The following is an 18,991-nucleotide window of genomic DNA, read 5'->3' as shown; positions in this document are numbered from 1 at the left end:
GGGAGGTGAGCCGGAATATGCCGGTTCTGGCCGGCTGGATGAGTCGAAAGGTCTTTACAGGCTCTTCCTCTTTTTCAATAAGGCCCGGCGCCAGGGGATTGCATGCATCCAAAAGTAATGCCTGACCTACACGCTGCCCTTTTAGTTTAAATTAATTCTGTTATTTATAAATGTAACGATATAACATATTAATAATAACCCGCCAATGGCCGAATGTCATGTGCCAATCCGCACTTGTCGATGAAATAGTCAGTCCTATGGGTGATCAGCCGGTTTGGCGTTTTGATACCCAGCGATTTGTGTCCCGATCGAACATCCAGGGTTTGGAAATGTCACCTAGCTAAAGATATTGCCGCTGTTAAGCAAATCATGCTCCCTTTGGGATAATATTTCCTGGGCGTGGCGAGACAGGGCTCCACTCTGTTCGATACAGGTGACGGGGATGACCGGGATTGCAGAAAAAGGTACTAGAGGTGTTATTAATTAAATGCAGATAAGGTACATCGCGTTCATTTTACTCGCCTGGATCGGGGCCATCTCTCTTCCATACGCTCTGCATGCCGCCGTTCCGCTGCCTGGTGAGCGGGTCGCCACCGAACCGGCCGTGGACGTGAACCAGGCGAGCAAAAAACATGATGTTTCCCTGTGGGACCGGGCTGCGGCCTGGGTCTGGTCAAAGCAGCGTGAGTTCCACCGCGCATTGACACGGGAGTTGCAAAAACTACGTGGTAAGGATGATGTCGGTTGGGCATTGGTTCTGCTTAGTTTTCTCTATGGGGTTTTACATGCCGCTGGGCCCGGGCATGGCAAGACCGTGTTGACAACTTACCTGTTAACCCATCCAAGCCGGCTCAATCGCGGCATTGTGATGGGTGCTTCTGCTTCGTTGCTGCAGGGCATGACGGCGTTATTGCTGGTATACGGCCTGATCGGTCTGGCCGGTTGGTTGCCACGGGACACGGAAGTGGCGTCATTGTGGGCGACCCGTCTCAGCTTCGGTCTTCTTGCGATAGTCGGACTCTACTTGCTGGTACGTGCCGCACGGGCTTTGATTGGTACGGTACGTCGGTTGCGGCCTAAAACTGACCATGTGCACCACGACCATGATGGTCATGTTCATGACGGAAGTTGCGGTTGCCGACACATGCCTGCTGCCGACGAGATCGATACCGTTGGCAGCCGCCGAGCGACAGCCGGGGTGATTTTGGCTATCGGGTTGCGACCTTGCAGTGGTGCGGTGTTGGTGCTGATTCTCGCTTCCGTGATGGACCTGGCATGGCACGGTGCTTTTGCCGTGATGGGCATGTCCGCAGGGACCGCGATTACCGTTGTGGCTTTAGCCGTTTTTACCACCAAGGCACGCGAGTGGGCGAGTGCGCTGGTCGCTCACCGATCGTCGTTGTGGGAGGTGGTGGCCGGTGTTATCGGTGCCCTTGGCGGCGCCCTATTAATACTTCTGGCCCTCTGGTTGTTAAGCGCGTCGTTTGCACTGAAATCGGCTATCGGGTTGTAAACGGTGGACGTCAGTTGTTTAGGTAAAAATATATGTTATATTGTTACATCTTTAGTTTCGAAGTCTGGGCTGCGTGTCCCAGTTGTATAGCATGCCAGTTCGAGTACACATGAATCCGGGAGAATTTTAATGCATAAGTTGCTGCTGCTATTGTTGTCGCTGCTCGTACCGGCCTTGGGCGTTGCCGAGCCGTTACGCGTGTTTGCCAGCGTGGTGCCAATTCAGACTTTTGTGAAAAAAATCGGTGGTGAACACGTGGATGCCCGGGCGATGGTGCGCCCCGGCTTCAATCCCCATACTTACGATCCCACGCCGCAGCAGATCAGCGCGTTGGCGGGTGCGGTATTGTACGTACGCACCGGCATGCCGTTCGAGAAGGCCTGGATGGCACGAATTCAATCCGCCAATCCGGCTATGCAGGTGTTCGATGCCCGCCATGGCCTGGCCCTGCGCGAGATGGAAGCCCACTCGCATGACGACGCCGAGCATGATGCCGATCACCAGGAAGAGGCCGACCATGATCACGATCATGAGGCTCATCAAGAAGATCATGAGCAGCACGATGACCATGATGAGCACGCTGAACACGAGGCGGATCATGATCACGAACACGAAATGGACCCGCACGTCTGGACCAGCCCGACCCAGGTCATGCAGATGATCGGCAACATTCGCGACAAGCTTTCTGAGCTTGCGCCGGCCCACGCAGCTGACTTTGCCCGTAACCATGATGCTTTCATGGCCGAGTTGGTCGCCCTGGATAAGGAGTTGCATGCGCTGCTGGATCCACTGCCTAACCGCAAGTTCATGGTGTTTCATCCGGCCTGGGGTTATTTCGCTGACAGCTACGGACTGAAACAGGTGTCGATTGAGCATGAGGGAAAAGAGCCGGGTTCCCGCGGTTTGACAGCCCTGATCGACCAGGCGAAACGGGATAACATCAAGGTGATCTACGTGCAGCCACAGTTCAACAAGCGATCGGCGACGCTGGTTGCACAGGAGATTAGCGGTGCGGTAGTCGCGGTTGACCCGCTGGCCCCTGATTACGTGGATAACCTGCGTCGTGTCGGACGTGAATTTGCCCAGGTGTTGCAGCATTGAGCCGGGTGATCGATATCCACGGGGTGAATTTCTCCTATGGCAGCGTGCCAACGCTGACAGGGATTGACCTGGAGGTCGCTGACGGGGAGTTTCTCGGCATCGTCGGTCCCAATGCCGGAGGCAAGAGCACGCTGCTGAAATTGATCCTTGGTCTTCACAAGCCCCAGTCGGGCAGCATCAAGGTATTGGGCCAGGCGCCGCACTTGGCCAGTCGGCTGCTCGGCTATGTTCCCCAATATCCCAGCTTTCCGCGTGATTTCCCGATATCGGTAGAGCAGGTGGTGCAGTTGGGACGGCTGGGTATCGATCGCAACGGCAGGCAGTCCGAGGGTAAGTGGCATGCGTTACGCCCCAGACGGCTCTCCAGTGGCGATCGTGAGGCGGTACAGCGTTCCCTGGAAGAAGTCGAGGCCAGTGACATAGCGAAACGGCAGATCGGCAGTTTATCCGGTGGCCAGTTACAGCGCGTGCTGCTGGCCCGGGCGCTGGTCAGTGATCCGCGCATCCTGATACTTGATGAACCCACTGCAAATATCGACCAACGGATGGAGAGCGAGATCTTTGACCTGCTCAAGTCCCTTAACGACAGGATGACCATTCTGGTGGTATCACATGACGTGGCCTTCATCTCGCGTTACGTCAGTCGAGTCGCTTGCATCAATCGGACCCTGATCTGTCACAGTACCGATAACATCGATGGAAAGGTGATCCAGGATCTCTACGGGGAGCATGTGCGTATGATTGCGCACAGCCATTAAGCTAATGGAAGAATTCTTCACCGCTTTTTTACAACACACATTCCTTCAGACCGCGGTAGCCACGGCCTTGCTTGCGAGCATCGGCTGTGGGGTGATGGGTACCTACGTGGTGGTCAAGCGGATCGCCTTCATTGCTGGTGGCATTGCCCACTCGGTTCTGGGCGGAATGGGTGCCGCCGTGTACTTCGGCTTTGAACCACTGCATGGTGCCCTGCCGGCGGCGATCGCTGCGGCGCTACTGATCGGCTGGGTACGTCTGCACTGGCGCGCACAGGAGGACACGTTAATCAGTGCCCTGTGGGCAATTGGCATGGCGGTTGGCGTGCTGTTCATTGCCAAGGCGCCAGGTTACCAGTCTGATTTGATGAGCTATCTGTTTGGCAACATCCTGCTGGTGCCACGGGAGAGCTTGTGGTTCATGGTTGCGCTCGACCTGATACTGTTGACGGTTGTTGCTGCCTATCATCGCCATTTCCTCGCCGTGGTTTTCGACGAAGAGTTCGCCCGTTTACGGGGTATACCGGTTGGATTCTTTTACCTGCTGCTATTGGTTTTGGTGGCGGTGACGGTGGTGCTGTTGATCCAGGTGGTCGGCCTGATCCTGGTGCTGGCACTGCTGACCCTGCCGGCAGCGGTCGCTGGTCACTATGTCCATTCACTCGGTCGCATGATGCTGATTGCCACAATTTTGGGTGCGGTATTGAGCATTACCGGCCTGGCGCTTTCGTACGCCCCGGATCTTCCTGCGGGCCCAACTATTATCCTGCTTGTGGGTGGTGTCTACGTCCTGTCCGCGATGCTGACACAGTTTCTTGATCGACGTAATGCACGCCAGGCGGCTGAGCAGGATTCATGACAAGGAGTCGCCGGTGACTAACAAACACCTTAATCATGTGCTGAAGCAGGCCGAGTTGCTGTGCCGGGAACGGGGGGTTCGATTAACCGACCAACGTAGAACAGTTCTGCAACTGCTGTGTGTGTCTGATAAACCGTTAAGTGCATACGAGCTGCTGGATCGGATGCGCGGTGTAGTGAAAAATCCAGCCCCACCAACGGTCTACCGGGCCCTGGATTTTCTGCTTGAACAGGGCCTGATTCACAAGTTGGAGAGCCTGCACGCCTACGTGAGCTGTGCCCATCCTGAACATCCTCACTCCAGTCAGTTTCTGATCTGCGACAACTGTGGGGAGGTCGCCGAGGTTGAAGCCCCAAACGTAACCAAGAGCCTCAAGGCGGCCAGCAGTGCCATCGGATTCCGTACCAAGCGGCCGGTTGTTGAGCTGCTGGGGACCTGTGCCGACTGCGCTAAAAAGCCCCACGATTGACCTGTTACCCATTGACATGAAGCTCTATCTATTGAGCTGAAAAGGAGATACTGAATATGAATCGAATCATCTTGACGGCTTCCCTGCTGGCTCCGCTGGCACTGGCTGCCCCTGGAATATCCGCAGACGAAAGTCATGACCATGAGCACCGGCAGCATGGCGCCCATGTGCACGGCATCGCGGCCTTGAACCTGGCCCTCGAAGGCCAGGAAGTGCACCTGGAACTGGATAGTCCGGCTGCAAACATTGTCGGTTTTGAGCATGCCCCTTCCTCGGATGCCGATCATGCGGCGTTGGATAAGGCAGTTGCGATGCTGAAAGACGGCAATCAACTGTTCCGCTTTAACTCCGAAGCGGGTTGTCAGATGGAAAAAGTGGCGGTTACATCGCCCCTGCTTGCCGACGAGCACGAAGAGCACGAGCACGAAGAGCACGAGCACGAAGAGCACGAGCACGAAGAGCACGAGCACGAAGAGCACGAAGGAGGAGACCACGCCGATATCGAGGCCACCTATCACTTCGAATGTGAACAGCCGGACAAGTTGACCCAACTGAGCGTCGAGTTGTTTGAAGCCTTCCCGCGTACCGAGAAGCTGAATGTGCAGTACGTCATTGAAAGTAAGCAAGGTGCTGCGGAACTATCACCGGCTGATCATGTCGTTAACTTCTGAAACCTAACCCAGGAAATGGCCGGTCCCGCATTTACTTGGGGCCGGCGTTGTCTATTAAAGAGAGAGACATAAATTGGTCATCGATGTCACAGACCTGGAATTTGCCTGGCGACCGGATGCCCCAACGGTCTTGTCCATTGATAGCTTTCAGGTGGCATCGGGTGAGTGTCTTTTCATCAAGGGCCCAAGTGGAAGTGGAAAGAGTACCCTGTTGAGCCTTTTGTCGGGTGTGACGACGGCAGCTGTTGGGTCAGTGCGCGTTATGGGCCAGGAGTTGGGGCAGCTTGGCAGTGTTCAACGAGACCACTTTCGGGCCGATCATATCGGTTACATCTTTCAGATGTTCAACCTGATCCCGTACCTGTCGGTGGTGGATAATGTCATATTGCCCTGCAGGTTCTCGTCGCACCGCCGATCCAAGGCATTGACCCGGAGCGGTGCTCTTGAAGCAGAGGCGAGACGCTTGCTTCAGCACCTGGACATGGATCATCCCGATCTGCATCGACGCGCAGTCACCACTCTCAGTGTGGGTCAGCAGCAGCGGGTCGCTGCAGCGCGTGCCCTGATGGGCTCGCCGGAACTGCTGATCGCCGACGAGCCGACCTCATCGCTCGATGCGGATCGACGTGAATCATTTATCCGCCTGTTGTTTGACGAGTGTCGTGGAGTCGGTGCAACGCTGATCTTCGTCAGTCACGACGCTTCGCTGGAACACATGTTCGACCATACCATCGATCTGTCCGAGATCAACAGGGCAACCTGCAAACTGGAGGAGGGCTGATCCATGGCGATCTTTTTACTGGCCTGGAAGAGCCTGGTGAACCGGCGTGTTACGGCCCTGTTAACGGTAATTTCCATTGCGTTGAGCGTGGCGCTTTTGGTTGGTGTCGAGCGACTGCGTACCGAGGCGCGGGCGAGTTTTGCTAATACCCTATCGGGAACCGATCTGATCGTCGGTGCACGCAGTGGACCGGTACAGCTTTTGCTGTACACGGTATTTCGCATCGGTGACGCAACGAACAATATATCCTGGAAGAGTTATCAGGATATCGCCGCGAACCCGAAAGTGAACTGGACCGTGCCGATCTCCCTGGGAGATTCACACCGTGGGTTCCGTGTCCTGGGTACCACGCCAGCCTACTTTGAACACTACCGCTATGCGCGAGATCGCCAACTGGCTATCGCCGAGGGAAAACAGTTTTCCGATCTGTACGATGCCGTTCTGGGCGCTGAGGTTGCCGATAAACTGGGTTATCAGGTCGGCGATTCGATTGTCGTGGCACATGGCGCGAGCGACGTCAGTTTTGCCCGCCACGATGATAAACCATTCAAGGTGGTTGGTATTCTTGCGCGAACCGGCACGCCGGTCGATCGTACTGTACACGTCAGTCTTGAAGCGATCGAAGCCATACACGTGGACTGGCAGGGTGGGGCGCCGGTTCCCGGGTTGTCTATATCGGCGGAACAGACGCGCAGGATGAACCTGACCCCCAAGGCGATAACCGGCGCACTGGTGGGATTGAAATCCAAAATCGCGACCTTCCAGGTGCAACGGTTTATCAACGACTATCCCGAAGAACCGCTGTCCGCAATCCTTCCCGGGGTGGCGCTCACCCAACTGTGGGAGCTTATCGGTATTGCCGAAAATGCTCTGCTGATCGTCTCGGCCTTCGTGGTGGTGGTCGGACTGTTCGGTATGTTGACGGCCCTGTTGACCAGCCTGAATGAACGTCGACGGGAAATGGCCATCCTGCGCTCGGTGGGTGCACGTCCCGGTCACGTGTTTGCATTGATCATGGGGGAGGCCGGTTTTCTTACGCTGATCGGAACGGTGCTGGGCATGGCGTTGCTCTACCTCCTGCTGTTGGTCGGCCAGCCAATCATAGAGAGCCGTTTTGGAATCTTCATTCAGATCGGTGGCCTCTCCAGTTACGAGTTGATCTTGCTGGGTGCAGTGGTGGCAGCCGGTTTCCTGGTGGGCAGTATTCCCAGCTATCGCGCTTATCGCCTGTCACTGGCTGATGGCTTGTCGGTACGGGTATAGGGTAGGGGTACAATGATGCGCTTCCGATGTTTGTTGTCACTATTGCTCCTGGTTCCCATGGTATTGACCGGATGCGACCGGTCTGCTGATTCACAGACCCAGACCGGGTCTGATACGCAACAACCAGGAACCTCTGCTGTAGGGGAAGCAGGCCGGGTACCCGAGACAGTAACCAGCCCCGTTGACAGTGGGGACCTGGTGGCCAAAGAGATGGACTGGGACGAACTCATCCCCGAGGACTGGCGGCCGGAGCTACTGATGGAGGAGTTCAACGCCGATGATATTAGCGATGAGGATCCACGGGCGCAGGAGCTTCTCGATAAATTGATGGAGCTGTGGAGCAAAGCGCCCGTTGTCCAGGCCCTCGAGGGGCAGCGGGTAAAGCTCCCCGGTTTCGTGGTGCCGCTGGAAATGGATGCCGAGAGGATCGATCAATTTCTCCTGGTACCTTACTACGGTGCCTGCATCCATGTGCCTCCTCCGCCTGCCAACCAGACCGTGCACGTCGTTATGCGTGAAGGAACGGCCTTCCCGGGTCATCTTTTCGACACCGTGTGGGTGACTGGCACGATACGTGTCGAGCGCCTGTCGAGCCAGTTGGGGGAGGCGGGTTATCGCATGGAGAACGCTAGTGTGGTTCCCTACCAGTAGTCATGGGACGCTCTCCAGAATAACAATTTCAGCCGGCAGGCGGTGCGCTGGCGCAGATGCCGTTCTGAATAGGCGGAAGCATGGCGGCCAGAGAAGCCCGGCCTGGCCGGGTTTTGTTTTTATCGGGTAGTATCTTTTATTGTTGTTCGTTCAGGCTGGGAGGGTTTGCGCTGTGAGGGGGATAGCATTGCTGGTGGTGGCTATGCTGCTCACAGCTTGTGCTGGCGTGCCGACGGTGACGGAACGACGGGCGACGGCAGATGCCCTGGCCGCAGGGCGAGACTGGCAGGCGATGGTGTTGTCGGTCGGTCGATTTGATCTCGTCGCCTACCTGCCCGCCCGCATCCACGAGGCCGATACCCTTACCATCTACATCGAGGGCGACGGCCTCGCCTGGCTAAGTTCATCCACGGCTTCTTCCAATCCCACACCGGTCAACCCGGTTGGCCTTAAACTGGCCCTGGCCCATCCGCACGGCAATGCCGTCTACCTGGCCCGCCCGTGCCAGTACCTGGACACGACAGCAGATGCCTGTCCCAGGCGTTACTGGACCGGGGCGCGTTTCGCCCCGGAGGTGATCGACGCCTCGAACCGGGCGCTGGAGCACTTCAAGGCCCGCTTCGGCGCCAGCCGTCTCATCCTGGTGGGCTATTCGGGTGGCGGTGCGGTGGCCGTGCTGCTGGCCGGGCTGAGGGACGACGTGGACCACCTGGTGACGGTGGCGGGTAATCTCGATCCACAGGCCTGGGCCGCCCACCACCACATCACCCCGTTGTACGGCTCGCTGAACCCGGCGGAACGGGCGCAGCGGTTGACCGGGGTCAGACAAACCCACTTTGTCGGCGGACGGGATCGGGTAATTCCGCCGGTACTTACCGAACATTACCCGGCAGCGATTCGCGGGATCGAGGGGCGCAATCTGCACCTTGTCCCGGAGTTCGACCACCGATGTTGCTGGGCGGAAGAGTGGCCGCGGCTTTATCGCTCAGCCCTTCCTTGATAGCGGGGCGCTCCGGTCGGCCTGAATAACGGGGGCCGATAACTGGATGGGTGTGATTATTCGCCGGTTGATCTGCAAGGGTATATGCATCCGGGGGAGGAGATATAAATCACATAATCGAAAAAATCGATAAATTGAAATTATACAATTAATTATACCTATCATTCATTTCGGCTTAGACTTGTTTTTAAGTCCTGACCCATCGGGTCAGTCAGTCCCAAGACCTCCGGGAGAGGGGGTATTCAATAGCATAGGAGCGTTTAGTTATGCAGGCCCGAGAGAGTGAAAGTAAATGCCCGTTCCATCATGCAGCGGGTGGTGGTACTTCCAACAATGAGTGGTGGCCTAACCAGCTACGGCTGGATATTCTCCGCCAACATTCATCCGAATCCAATCCGATGGGGGCGGAGTTCAATTACGCCGAAGCGTTCAAGACCCTGGATCTTGACGCCGTGAAGAGTGACCTGCGTGAATTGATGACCCAATCCCAGGAGTGGTGGCCGGCCGATTTCGGTCACTATGGGCCGTTTTTTATACGTATGGCTTGGCACAGCGCAGGTACCTACCGTACCAGTGATGGCCGCGGCGGTGCGGGCACCGGTAATCAGCGCTTCGCGCCGGTCAACAGCTGGCCTGACAATGTCAACCTGGATAAGGCACGCAGATTGATCTGGCCGATCAAACAGAAATATGGCGAGAAAATCTCCTGGGCTGACCTGATCATCCTGACCGGAAACGTGGCGCTGGAGTCGATGGGGTTTAAGACCTTTGGATTCGCGGGTGGCCGGGAAGATATCTGGGAGCCGGAAAAGGATATCTACTGGGGCGCAGAGAAGGAGTGGCTGGCCGATCAACGTTATACCGGTGAGCACGAGGAGCTGGAAAATCCGCTGGCAGCCGTGCAGATGGGGCTGATCTACGTCAATCCGGAGGGCCCAAATGGCAACCCGGACCCGCTGGCGGCGGCAAAGGATATTCGGGAGACCTTTGCCCGCATGGCCATGGATGATGAAGAGACGGTTGCACTGATAGCCGGCGGGCACACCTTCGGTAAAACCCATGGTGCCGGCGATGCGGCGCTGGTCGGTCCCGAGCCGGAAGCGGCGGGTATCGAAGAACAGGGCCTTGGCTGGCGTAGCAGTCATGGGTCAGGCAAGGGCGGAGACACCATCTCCAGTGGACTGGAAGTGACCTGGACCACTACTCCCACCAAGTGGAGTAACAACTTCTTCTGGAATCTGTTCGGTTACGACTGGGAGCTGACCAAGAGTCCGGCCGGTGCGCATCAGTGGATACCCAAGCATGGGGCCGGCGCCAACTCGGTACCGGATGCCCACGACCCGACCAAACGCACGGTACCCGCTATGCTGACGACGGATCTGGCGCTGCGCTTCGATCCGGACTACGAGAAAATATCGCGCCGTTTTCATGAGAACCCGGATGAATTTGCCGAGGCGTTCGCCCGGGCCTGGTTCAAGCTGACCCATCGGGATATGGGGCCTCGCTCCCGCTATCTTGGTCCGGAAGTACCTGCAGAAGAGCTGATCTGGCAGGATCCCATCCCGGCCGTGAATCACGAGTTGATTGATGATGCCGACATCGCCAGCCTTAAAAGAGCCGTTCTCGATTCGGGGCTGTCAATTGGTGAATTGGTATCCACGGCCTGGGCATCGGCTTCCACTTTCCGCGGTTCCGATATGCGGGGTGGGGCAAACGGCGGGCGGATTCGTCTGGCGCCACAGAAAGATTGGGAAGTCAATCAGCCGGATCAACTGGAGAAAGTGTTGAACGTTCTGGAAACGATCCAGGGTGATTTCAATAAACCGGTCTCCATGGCGGACCTGATTGTACTGGCCGGTTGTGCGGCTGTTGAACAGGCGGCACGGAATGCTGGGCATGAGGTGGAGGTCCCTTTCACCCCAGGGCGTATGGATGCTTCCCAGGAACAGACCGATATTGAGTCCTTCGCGGTGCTTGAACCGATAGCCGATGGCTTCCGTAACTATCAGAAGGCCAAGTACACCATCTCCGCTGAAGAGCTGCTGGTGGACAAGGCGCAACTGCTTACCCTGACGGCGCCGGAGATGACCGTGCTGGTGGGTGGCATGCGGGTTCTAAACAGCAACTTCAATCAGGTGCCCCACGGGGTCTTTACCGAACGCCCGGAGACATTGACCAATGACTTCTTTGTCAACCTGCTCGATATGTCGACCAGTTGGAAGGCGAGTGACGAGGATGAAGATCTGTTTCAGGGCAGTGATCGGAAGAGTGGTGAGTTGAAATGGACTGGTACACGGGTTGATCTGATCTTTGGGTCAAACTCCGAGTTACGTGCCCTGGCAGAGGTGTACGCGACGGAGGATGCCCAGGAACGGTTCATCCGTGACTTTGTCAAGGCCTGGACCAAGGTGATGAACCTGGACCGCTTTGATCTCCACTGATCTGTCGGTTATCCACTGAACAGGGGCGGCGTTTCCGAGCAATCTGAAACGCCGTTTCCTGTTGAACTCAGCTTGATTCAGTAAATCCGGCAACTGGCCCGACCGACATTTTAGGGAACGATCTGGCTGCCAACTCATCCCCCAGGGGGTATAGAGGAGCCGATTAGGTAAGGCCCACTGTTTTACGCGCTTTTCATCTATCCCCGGCCAATGGCTTGTTGAAACCTGCTTTTCAATCCACAGGTTAACCGGGCCGTGGATCCGGCGATACCCGCCGCAGTTTCCGTTTAAGCGCTTTTTGCCGCTCCACCGACCTGCTCAAATCCGTTGAACCGGACATTCATTGATCCTGACCGGGGAGGGCCGACTTGTGGTGTTACACGCCGGGTGATGGGGCAGCCGAAACTTTATTTACCCTATTTGTAAAAAGGTTGTTGACATCGGTGGGTGGAATCATCAAAATGCGAATCATTATCAACTGCACTCAGTAAATTGGTTGGCCGGATCCCGGTCGATGGCATTTTTAGCGGAACCGGCCGGGCTATTGATGAACAGGATTGACTGTTTGTTTAACTGCCGGTTCGAGCACCTCTGGATGACAACGCCAATGTCTGAAATGAAATCTTTGTAGCGGGGCATGTCAATGCAGACCATTGAAACAGGCAACAATCCGGTTTTTCCACTGGCCCAGGCCCAGGAGGGTGAACGGGTACGGATTCTTCGGCTGCGAGGAGGTAAGGGGCTGGATATGCGCCTTACCACCCTGGGGCTGAATGTGGGTAGTGAACTGACGGTGTCGCAAAGATGCGGTGGCAATATCGTGGTGCTGCGGGGAGAAACCCGTCTGGCTCTGGGATTCGGAATGTCTCAGAAAATTGTGGTGGAAAGGCAATAACGACGCGGACTGAGCGGGGAAATCGGCCATCGCCGGCGTTTCCCTGGTGGTCTGTGTGAATGCTTTTGTTGAGTAGCTGGATCCCTTCGGATGGGGGCAGAGTGGCTATTCCGTTTGGGAGAGAAACTGATGTCTGAGAGTTTGAAAGAGATGGCGGTCGGGGACGTAGGCCGTGTAGTGGGATTCGGTGAAGGCGGCAAGATTTACAGGAAAAAGTTGCTCTCCATGGGGGTGACGCCAGGGGTGGAGTTCAGTGTTACCCGTTACGCCCCGATGGGAGATCCGGTGGAGATCAAAGTGCGCGGCTTCAGCCTGAGCCTGCGAAAGGCCGAGGCGGAAGCCATCCTGATCGAGAGGCAGTCATAATGAGTACGAAATTCACCATCGCCGTCGTAGGTAATCCCAATTGTGGTAAGACAACCCTGTTCAATGCATTGACCGGTGCCAAGCAGCGGGTGGGCAACTGGCCGGGTGTGACCGTGGAGCGCAAGACCGGCTATTACAAATTCAAAAATGCTGAATTTGAACTGATCGATCTGCCGGGCACCTACTCATTGGATGTGCCGGAAGAGCAAGTCTCCCTCGATGAACAGATAGCCCGTGATTTTGTTGCGGAGCGCGGGGCGGACCTGACCATCAATATTGTGGACGCCTCCAACCTGGAACGTAATCTCTATCTCACTGCCCAGCTGCTGGAAATGAAAGTACCTGTTTTGCTGGCGCTGAACATGATGGATGTGGCAGCGGAACGGGATCTGAAAATTGATGTGGAAGCGCTGGCTGCCCGGCTGGGTTGTCCGGTAGTTCCTGTGGTGGCATCAACAGGGGAGGGCGTCGATGCCCTGAAGAACCAGATCCTGGCGGCAGCCACTGCACAAGCGATCCCAGGGCAGCAGATAGGCTACGCCGAACCCATTGAACAGGCGATTTCTTCTCTGCTGCCGGATATCGAAACAGTGGCCCAGGCGCACAAGGTCGATGGGCGCTGGTTGGCGGTACGGTTGTTGGAGGATGACTCCCTGGCCCGGCGCCTGGTGAATGCCAGTGAATTGGAAAAAGTCGCCACTCTGCAGAAAGAGACAGAGCAGAGACTGGGTGACGATATCGATATCAGCCTGGCTGATGCCCGTTATGGATTCGTTAACCAGGTTACCTCGGCGACCGTCGATAAGCGTAGCGAGGTGAAGCGCAGTACCTCTGACAAGATTGACCGCATTGTGCTCAACCGGGTGCTGGGCATCCCCATCTTTTTGCTGGCGATGTACCTGATGTTTATGTTCACCATTAACATCGGTGGTTCGTTTATTGACTTTTTTGACCTGTTTACCGGCACTATCCTGGTGGATGGCCTGGGTACGCTGATGACGGGTATGGGTTCACCGGAGTGGCTGACCCTGCTGGTGGCTGGTGGTATTGGTGGCGGTATCCAGGTGGTGGCCACCTTCATCCCGGTGATTGGCTTCCTTTACCTGTTTCTCTCCGCGCTGGAGGATTCCGGCTACATGGCGCGTGCCGCTTTTGTCATGGACCGGGCCATGCGTGCCATTGGTCTGCCCGGCAAGGCGTTCGTACCGCTGATTGTGGGTTTCGGTTGTAATGTGCCGGCTATCATGGCGACCCGTACCATGGAGCAGGAGCGTGATCGCATCATGACCATTGTGATGACGCCCTTTATGTCCTGTGGTGCGCGGTTGCCGGTCTATGCCCTGTTTGCGGCAGCCTTCTTTCCGGTCGGTGCCCAGAACGTGGTGTTTGGTCTTTATCTGATCGGCATCGCCGTCGCGGTACTGACCGGTCTGATCATGAAGAACACCCTGTTGCAGGGACGGGCCACGCCGTTTGTCATGGAACTGCCGCCCTATCATGTACCGACCCTCAAGGGGGTGTTGTTGCGTTCCTGGGACCGGACCAAGAGCTTCATGTTCCGGGCCGGCAAAATCATCGTACCCATGGTGCTGGTACTCAATGTGCTCAACGCCATCGGAACGGATGGCACCTACGGTAATGAGGACAGTGATAAATCGGTACTGAGTGAGATCGGCCGTACCATTGCTCCCGCTTTTTCGCCCATGGGCATGACGGAGGAGAACTGGCCCGCAGCGGTAGGTATCTTTACCGGTGTGCTGGCGAAAGAGGCCGTAGTGGGAACCCTGGATGCGCTTTACGGTGAACTGGCCAGGTCGGATGCCATGGCCGCCGGTGAGGCAGTTGAGGAAGAGGCCGCTTTTGATTTCTGGGGCGGAATCAATGAGGCCCTGGCCACGATTCCGGCCAACCTGGGCGATGCCATGGGCACCTGGGGTGATCCGCTCGGACTGGACGTGGGGGATGTCAGCAGTATTGAGGTTGCGGCCGAGGAGCAAGCGGTTGCTACCGGCACCTTCGGCGCCATGGTGGCACGCTTCGATGGTGCAGCGGGGGCCTTCGCCTATCTGCTGTTGATCCTGCTTTACTTCCCCTGTACGGCGGCAATAGCTGCCATCTACCGGGAGACCAATATGGGCTGGACCCTGTTCGTGGCGGGCTGGACCACCGGCCTGGCCTACATGGCGGCGACCATCTCTTATCAAGCGGCTATCTTCAGTCGCCATCCCGGGATCTCGCTGGCCTGGATAGCCGGTATGCTGGCCATATTCCTGGTGGTACTGCTGGTGCTGCGTAACTGGGGCCGAAATCAGCTGGCTACATTTACCAGCCAACCTGAACAGGCCTGAAACAGATGGATTCACCGGCAGCGGCCGGTGAATCCCGTTAACGATTTTATTGAAAGGAGGAATCCATGATTCTTTCCGAACTGCGGGACTACCTGAAAACCAATCAACGGGCCGCCCTGATCGACCTGTCCCACCGCTTTGATGCGGACCCGGATGCCTTGCGGGGCATGCTGGACAAATGGGTAGCGAAGGGCAAAGTCGAGAAATTACCCCAGGGCAGCCCGTGTGGTGGCGGTTGTTGTAAATGTGATCCCGCCACGACGGAGATATATGAATGGGTTGGGTGAGTCTGGACAGGCGCCCGGTCTAAAACCCTCTTGAGTTCCCATTAATCACCCCTGCTGCAGGCTGTCGCCGTCAAGTCCGATAACCGGTCAGTCACTTGTCCGGTCCTTTTTTAATGCACGGGACCGGCACTGCATGAAGCAATTTCAGTAGCGACCATCAGATCAGATGGTGGGTGCCGATTGTCGGTTGACAGCAGATTCTCTGGTGGGAATAGAAATATCATCCATAATCAAGTAATACTTTTCACTGTGTCATTGCCGACAGGTGCTCGATAAAACCTTCCGGTGTCAGTGGTATATGGAACAGCAACGGACAGAGCTGATCTGTCAGTGCACTGCAATATGCGAGTGAGCCGTTGAGTTAAGCCTGCTCCATCCGTTAGCGGGTTCATCCGAACCAGGTGTCGGTTCCGTCACGACACGACAGTGGAATGATTTGATTATGGATGGTCAAGTGACCAGATATTACAGTGGACTGTTTGCTAAAGTGGTGGCAGTCCTGATAGTACTGACGGCACTGCTTGCGCTGGGTGGTTGGATGTTTGGCATCCCGCAGTTGACGACTGTGCTTCCCGGCTACGCAACCATGAAACCGGTCACTGCGTTGTGCTTTCTGCTCTGTGGTATATCACTCTGGCTGCAGGATGGGGCGGGGATGGCACCGACTGCAGCAGTCATCATCAAACAAAAGCTTGCCACCGTCCTGGCGTTGATTGCTGCGCTGATCGGACTTCTTAGTATCTGCCAATACCTGTTCGTCCAGGACTTCGGGATCGATCTGTTGCTGTTCAGGGACAAGATGCGCGGGGAGGGGCAACCCTACCCCGGACGCATGTCCCTGGCAACAGGGTTGAATTTTCTGCTTATAGGAACTTCCCTGGTGATACTCGGCCGGCGGTTCAGTTGGGCGCGCTACGCGCCGGACATCCTGATGCTTTTGGTCATGTTTATCTCCCTCATTGCCATCAACGGTTATCTGTATGATGCGCCATCCCTGTACCGTATAGTGCCCTTCTCCTCCATCTCCTTCAACACTGCACTGTTATCTCTGCTATTGGGTATCGGCACGCTCGCGGTAAGGCCGGATCGCGGGCTCGCTTTGGCGGTAAATTCCAGAGATAGTGGCGGATTGGCGGCCAGGCTGCTGTTGCCGGTTGCGATTGTGGCGCCGATGGTGATCGGCTGGTTGCTTTGGCAGGGTGAACTGGCCGGATGGTATGACGCGGCTTTCGGACTGGCCACCTATACCACGGCATTGATATCGATGCTTACAGGCCTGATCCTGTTCGCCGCCTATCGCCTGAACAGCTTCAGTGCCTCACGCAGGCGCGCATTTCAGTTGGTTGAGATTCAGCGACACGCCCTGGAGCAAGTTGCGCTCGGTGCCAAACTCTCCGATACGCTGAACGAAATAATACGGGATGTGGAAAAGCTGGAACCGGAGATGATGACGTCGATTCTATTTCTCAGTGAAGACGGTACCCGGGTCAGGCACGGCGCTTCGCTGCGCCTGCCGGGTGAATACCTTTCTGCCATCGACGGCCTCTCAATCGGCCCATCGACCGGCTCCTGCGGAACGGCCGCCTGGCGTGGAGAGCAGGTCGTGGTGAGCGATATTCAGACCGATCCCTTGTGGGCTGATTACCGGGAATTGGCCTCCAGGTACGGATTGCGTGCGTGCTGGTCCACACCCATTTTCGGCACAAGTGGCAAAGTGTTGGCAACCTTCGCCATCTATTACCAGACACCGAGATTCCCGGATGCACGCCAGCAGCGTCTGATAACTACTGTTACCCAGATTGTAGCCGTGGCCATCGAGCGGGCACGCGCCATAGAGAGACTGGTGAAAGCCAAGGCGGATATGGAAGCAGCGCAGGAGCGTGGAAATATCGGCAGTTGGGAGCTGGTATTCGGCGCACCACAGGCCAGTTGGTCGAGACAGATGTACCGGATCTTCCGCCGTGACCCGAACCAGCCGGTACCGGCATTTGCACAATTCCTGCGACTCATTCATCGGGCTGACCGGAAGCCCATCATCAATACGCTTACCCGTAATGGATCACTACGTGGGCGACAGCATCTGGAATTTCGCCTGCTCCCATCTCTCTGCGGGGTGCGTTATGTATCGGCTACTATAGACCCAATACTTGATGAACAGGGCAATACTGTAGCCGTTGCGGGAACAGCACTGGACATCACCGACCGCAAGATTGCCGAAATAACCATCCGGCAATCTCTATCACGACAACAGGAGTTGTCACGCCGGCTTGCGGAGGTGGAGGAGGATGAGCGTCGCAAGATCAGCCGGGAGCTGCATGATCGGATTGGTTCGGAACTCTCCGCAATCAACCTGAATCTGGATATTATCCGCAGCGTGTTGCCTGCTGACACCTCCATGGTCATCGGGCAACGGCTTACCGATACCCAGTTGCTGGTAAGAAACACCATAGAACATACCCACGATATCCTGGCGGAACTGCGCCCGCCGGGACTGGATGACTACGGTCTGATAGTAGCGCTTGAAACCTATGCGGGATTGGTCGAGCAGCGGCTTGGCATTCCGGTGTTGGTTGGGGGCTGTCGCAGTGAACCACCGCTTTCCCTGCTGACGAAGACGGCGATTTATCGAATTGTCAATGAAGCGCTGAACAATGTCGCAAAGCACGCCGCTGCGGGCATGGTAAATATCGATCTGATGCTGACGGACAACCTGTTCCGCCTCACTGTCATGGATGACGGTGTGGGGTTTGACCCACCAGGTACCGGTGTGCGTGGATACGGACTGCTTACCATGCAGGAGCGGGCAGAAGCGGTGGCCGCTAAAGTTACTGTTAAACCCGGACCTGAAAGTGGTACCCAGGTAATCATTGACGTAGAGTGTTCGCCATGAGTCTGAAAGTACTGATTGCCGATGATCATACGGTTATGCGGGAGGGGTTGGCTACCCTGCTGGCAGGTGCTGGTATGCAGGTGATCGGTTCGGTTGGTAATGGTCGCGATGCGGTGCGCATGGTGTGTGATAAAGAGATCGATGTGGTCATTATGGACATATCGATGCCGGAAATGAACGGTTTCGATGCAACACGAGATATCGTGACCCGGTACCCCGGCGTGCGGGTGGTGGTGCTGTCGATGTATTCCAGCCGGGAGCATGTCCACCAGGCACTGACCGCCGGCGCCACGGGGTATGTGCTTAAGGCCTCCGCCGGTACGGAGGTGGTGGAAGCTGTACGGGCCGTCAATGCCGGGCGGCGCTATATCAGCCCTGCGATCGGTAATGTCGGTAACAGTATTAAGTCAAGTGGATTGCTCGCCGGGCTCTCCACCAGGGAGCGCCAGGTGCTTCAACTGGTGGTGGAGGGTAAGTCAAGCGTGGAAATCGCAGAGCGTATTCACCTCTCCCCCAAGACCGTAGAGACCTACCGCAGCCGGTTGAAGAAGAAGCTGGGTATCGATGACGTGGCTGCACTGGTCAAGTTTGCCATTCAACATGGGTTGACACCGCCGGACTGAATAAAACCCGGTTGTCCGGGTTTCCCCACAAGCTCCATCCTGTCAGTCATACTCTCCCTACATATTAATTCCCATGTA

The 18,991-nt window shown here is 56.4% G+C and carries 17 protein-coding genes; all 17 read left to right on the top strand.

The genetic code is table 11. The features are described from left to right. Positions 1-487 precede the first annotated feature (487 nt). A complete protein-coding gene (locus AAY24_RS07065; protein WP_052761113.1) occupies positions 488-1,513 on the top strand; it encodes a nickel/cobalt transporter in 1,026 nt (341 codons plus the stop codon). A gap of 129 nt (positions 1,514-1,642) precedes the next feature. Further along, positions 1,643-2,614 (top strand): metal ABC transporter solute-binding protein, Zn/Mn family, encoded by a 972-nt coding sequence (locus tag AAY24_RS07060; protein WP_046859092.1) that lies wholly within the window; start codon positions 1,643-1,645, stop codon positions 2,612-2,614. Between the two features lie 5 nt (positions 2,615-2,619). After that, the gene (locus tag AAY24_RS07055; RefSeq protein WP_082117238.1) at positions 2,620-3,372 is read left to right on the top strand and encodes a metal ABC transporter ATP-binding protein; all 753 of its coding nucleotides are present in this window, start codon (positions 2,620-2,622) and stop codon (positions 3,370-3,372) included. Between the two features lie 4 nt (positions 3,373-3,376). After that, positions 3,377-4,228, top strand: a complete 852-nt coding sequence (locus AAY24_RS07050) for a metal ABC transporter permease (protein ID WP_046859090.1) — start codon at positions 3,377-3,379, stop codon at positions 4,226-4,228. A 13-nt stretch (positions 4,229-4,241) separates the two neighbouring features. Beyond that, the gene (locus tag AAY24_RS07045; RefSeq protein ID WP_046859089.1) at positions 4,242-4,697 is read left to right on the top strand and encodes a transcriptional repressor; all 456 of its coding nucleotides are present in this window, start codon (positions 4,242-4,244) and stop codon (positions 4,695-4,697) included. A gap of 56 nt (positions 4,698-4,753) precedes the next feature. Continuing rightward, positions 4,754-5,368 carry a DUF2796 domain-containing protein gene (locus AAY24_RS07040; RefSeq protein WP_046859088.1) on the top strand — a complete coding sequence of 205 codons (615 nt, stop codon included), beginning with the start codon at positions 4,754-4,756 and terminating at the stop codon, positions 5,366-5,368. A 151-nt stretch (positions 5,369-5,519) separates the two neighbouring features. Then, a complete protein-coding gene (locus tag AAY24_RS07035) occupies positions 5,520-6,149 on the top strand; it encodes an ABC transporter ATP-binding protein (protein WP_335337236.1) in 630 nt (209 codons plus the stop codon). Between the two features lie 3 nt (positions 6,150-6,152). Beyond that, positions 6,153-7,412 (top strand): ABC transporter permease, encoded by a 1,260-nt coding sequence (locus AAY24_RS07030; protein WP_046859086.1) that lies wholly within the window; start codon positions 6,153-6,155, stop codon positions 7,410-7,412. A 210-nt stretch (positions 7,413-7,622) separates the two neighbouring features. Beyond that, positions 7,623-8,063, top strand: a complete 441-nt coding sequence (locus AAY24_RS07025; RefSeq protein WP_234422261.1) for a DUF3299 domain-containing protein — start codon at positions 7,623-7,625, stop codon at positions 8,061-8,063. Positions 8,064-8,235: 172 nt separating this feature from the next. After that, positions 8,236-9,063 carry an alpha/beta fold hydrolase gene (locus tag AAY24_RS07020; protein WP_234422260.1) on the top strand — a complete coding sequence of 276 codons (828 nt, stop codon included), beginning with the start codon at positions 8,236-8,238 and terminating at the stop codon, positions 9,061-9,063. Positions 9,064-9,329: 266 nt separating this feature from the next. Further along, positions 9,330-11,504 carry a catalase/peroxidase HPI gene (gene katG / locus AAY24_RS07015; protein WP_046859084.1) on the top strand — a complete coding sequence of 725 codons (2,175 nt, stop codon included), beginning with the start codon at positions 9,330-9,332 and terminating at the stop codon, positions 11,502-11,504. Between the two features lie 643 nt (positions 11,505-12,147). Beyond that, positions 12,148-12,399 carry a FeoA family protein gene (locus AAY24_RS07010; RefSeq protein ID WP_046859083.1) on the top strand — a complete coding sequence of 84 codons (252 nt, stop codon included), beginning with the start codon at positions 12,148-12,150 and terminating at the stop codon, positions 12,397-12,399. Positions 12,400-12,528: 129 nt separating this feature from the next. Then, a complete protein-coding gene (locus AAY24_RS07005; protein ID WP_046861091.1) occupies positions 12,529-12,765 on the top strand; it encodes a FeoA family protein in 237 nt (78 codons plus the stop codon). After that, positions 12,765-15,113, top strand: a complete 2,349-nt coding sequence (feoB, locus tag AAY24_RS07000; protein ID WP_046859082.1) for a Fe(2+) transporter permease subunit FeoB — start codon at positions 12,765-12,767, stop codon at positions 15,111-15,113. The genes AAY24_RS07005 and feoB overlap by 1 nt, the downstream gene beginning before the upstream one ends. A gap of 65 nt (positions 15,114-15,178) precedes the next feature. Then, positions 15,179-15,400 (top strand): FeoC-like transcriptional regulator, encoded by a 222-nt coding sequence (locus AAY24_RS06995; protein WP_046859081.1) that lies wholly within the window; start codon positions 15,179-15,181, stop codon positions 15,398-15,400. Positions 15,401-15,854: 454 nt separating this feature from the next. Continuing rightward, positions 15,855-18,290, top strand: coding sequence for a GAF domain-containing sensor histidine kinase (locus AAY24_RS06990; RefSeq protein ID WP_199930518.1), 2,436 nt, complete (start codon positions 15,855-15,857; stop codon positions 18,288-18,290). Next, positions 18,287-18,913 carry a response regulator gene (locus tag AAY24_RS06985; protein ID WP_046859079.1) on the top strand — a complete coding sequence of 209 codons (627 nt, stop codon included), beginning with the start codon at positions 18,287-18,289 and terminating at the stop codon, positions 18,911-18,913. The genes AAY24_RS06990 and AAY24_RS06985 overlap by 4 nt, the downstream gene beginning before the upstream one ends. Positions 18,914-18,991 lie beyond the last annotated feature (78 nt).

This window comes from Sedimenticola thiotaurini, from assembly GCF_001007875.1.
Taxonomy (GTDB): Bacteria; Pseudomonadota; Gammaproteobacteria; order Chromatiales; family Chromatiaceae; genus Sedimenticola; species Sedimenticola thiotaurini.
This window is presented reverse-complemented; position numbering and strand designations above follow the sequence as displayed.

What these genes read in the sequence shown, in the direction of transcription:
- AAY24_RS07065 (WP_052761113.1), top strand. Translation starts at nt 488, where the DNA reads ATGCAGATAAGGTACATCGCGTTCATTTTACTCGCCTGGATCGGGGCC.
- AAY24_RS07060 (WP_046859092.1), top strand. Translation starts at nt 1,643, where the DNA reads ATGCATAAGTTGCTGCTGCTATTGTTGTCGCTGCTCGTACCGGCCTTG.
- AAY24_RS07050 (WP_046859090.1), top strand. Translation starts at nt 3,377, where the DNA reads ATGGAAGAATTCTTCACCGCTTTTTTACAACACACATTCCTTCAGACC.
- AAY24_RS07040 (WP_046859088.1), top strand. Translation starts at nt 4,754, where the DNA reads ATGAATCGAATCATCTTGACGGCTTCCCTGCTGGCTCCGCTGGCACTG.
- AAY24_RS07030 (WP_046859086.1), top strand. Translation starts at nt 6,153, where the DNA reads ATGGCGATCTTTTTACTGGCCTGGAAGAGCCTGGTGAACCGGCGTGTT.
- AAY24_RS07025 (WP_234422261.1), top strand. Translation starts at nt 7,623, where the DNA reads ATGGACTGGGACGAACTCATCCCCGAGGACTGGCGGCCGGAGCTACTG.
- katG (WP_046859084.1), top strand. Translation starts at nt 9,330, where the DNA reads ATGCAGGCCCGAGAGAGTGAAAGTAAATGCCCGTTCCATCATGCAGCG.
- AAY24_RS07010 (WP_046859083.1), top strand. Translation starts at nt 12,148, where the DNA reads ATGCAGACCATTGAAACAGGCAACAATCCGGTTTTTCCACTGGCCCAG.
- AAY24_RS07005 (WP_046861091.1), top strand. Translation starts at nt 12,529, where the DNA reads ATGTCTGAGAGTTTGAAAGAGATGGCGGTCGGGGACGTAGGCCGTGTA.
- feoB (WP_046859082.1), top strand. Translation starts at nt 12,765, where the DNA reads ATGAGTACGAAATTCACCATCGCCGTCGTAGGTAATCCCAATTGTGGT.
- AAY24_RS06995 (WP_046859081.1), top strand. Translation starts at nt 15,179, where the DNA reads ATGATTCTTTCCGAACTGCGGGACTACCTGAAAACCAATCAACGGGCC.
- AAY24_RS06985 (WP_046859079.1), top strand. Translation starts at nt 18,287, where the DNA reads ATGAGTCTGAAAGTACTGATTGCCGATGATCATACGGTTATGCGGGAG.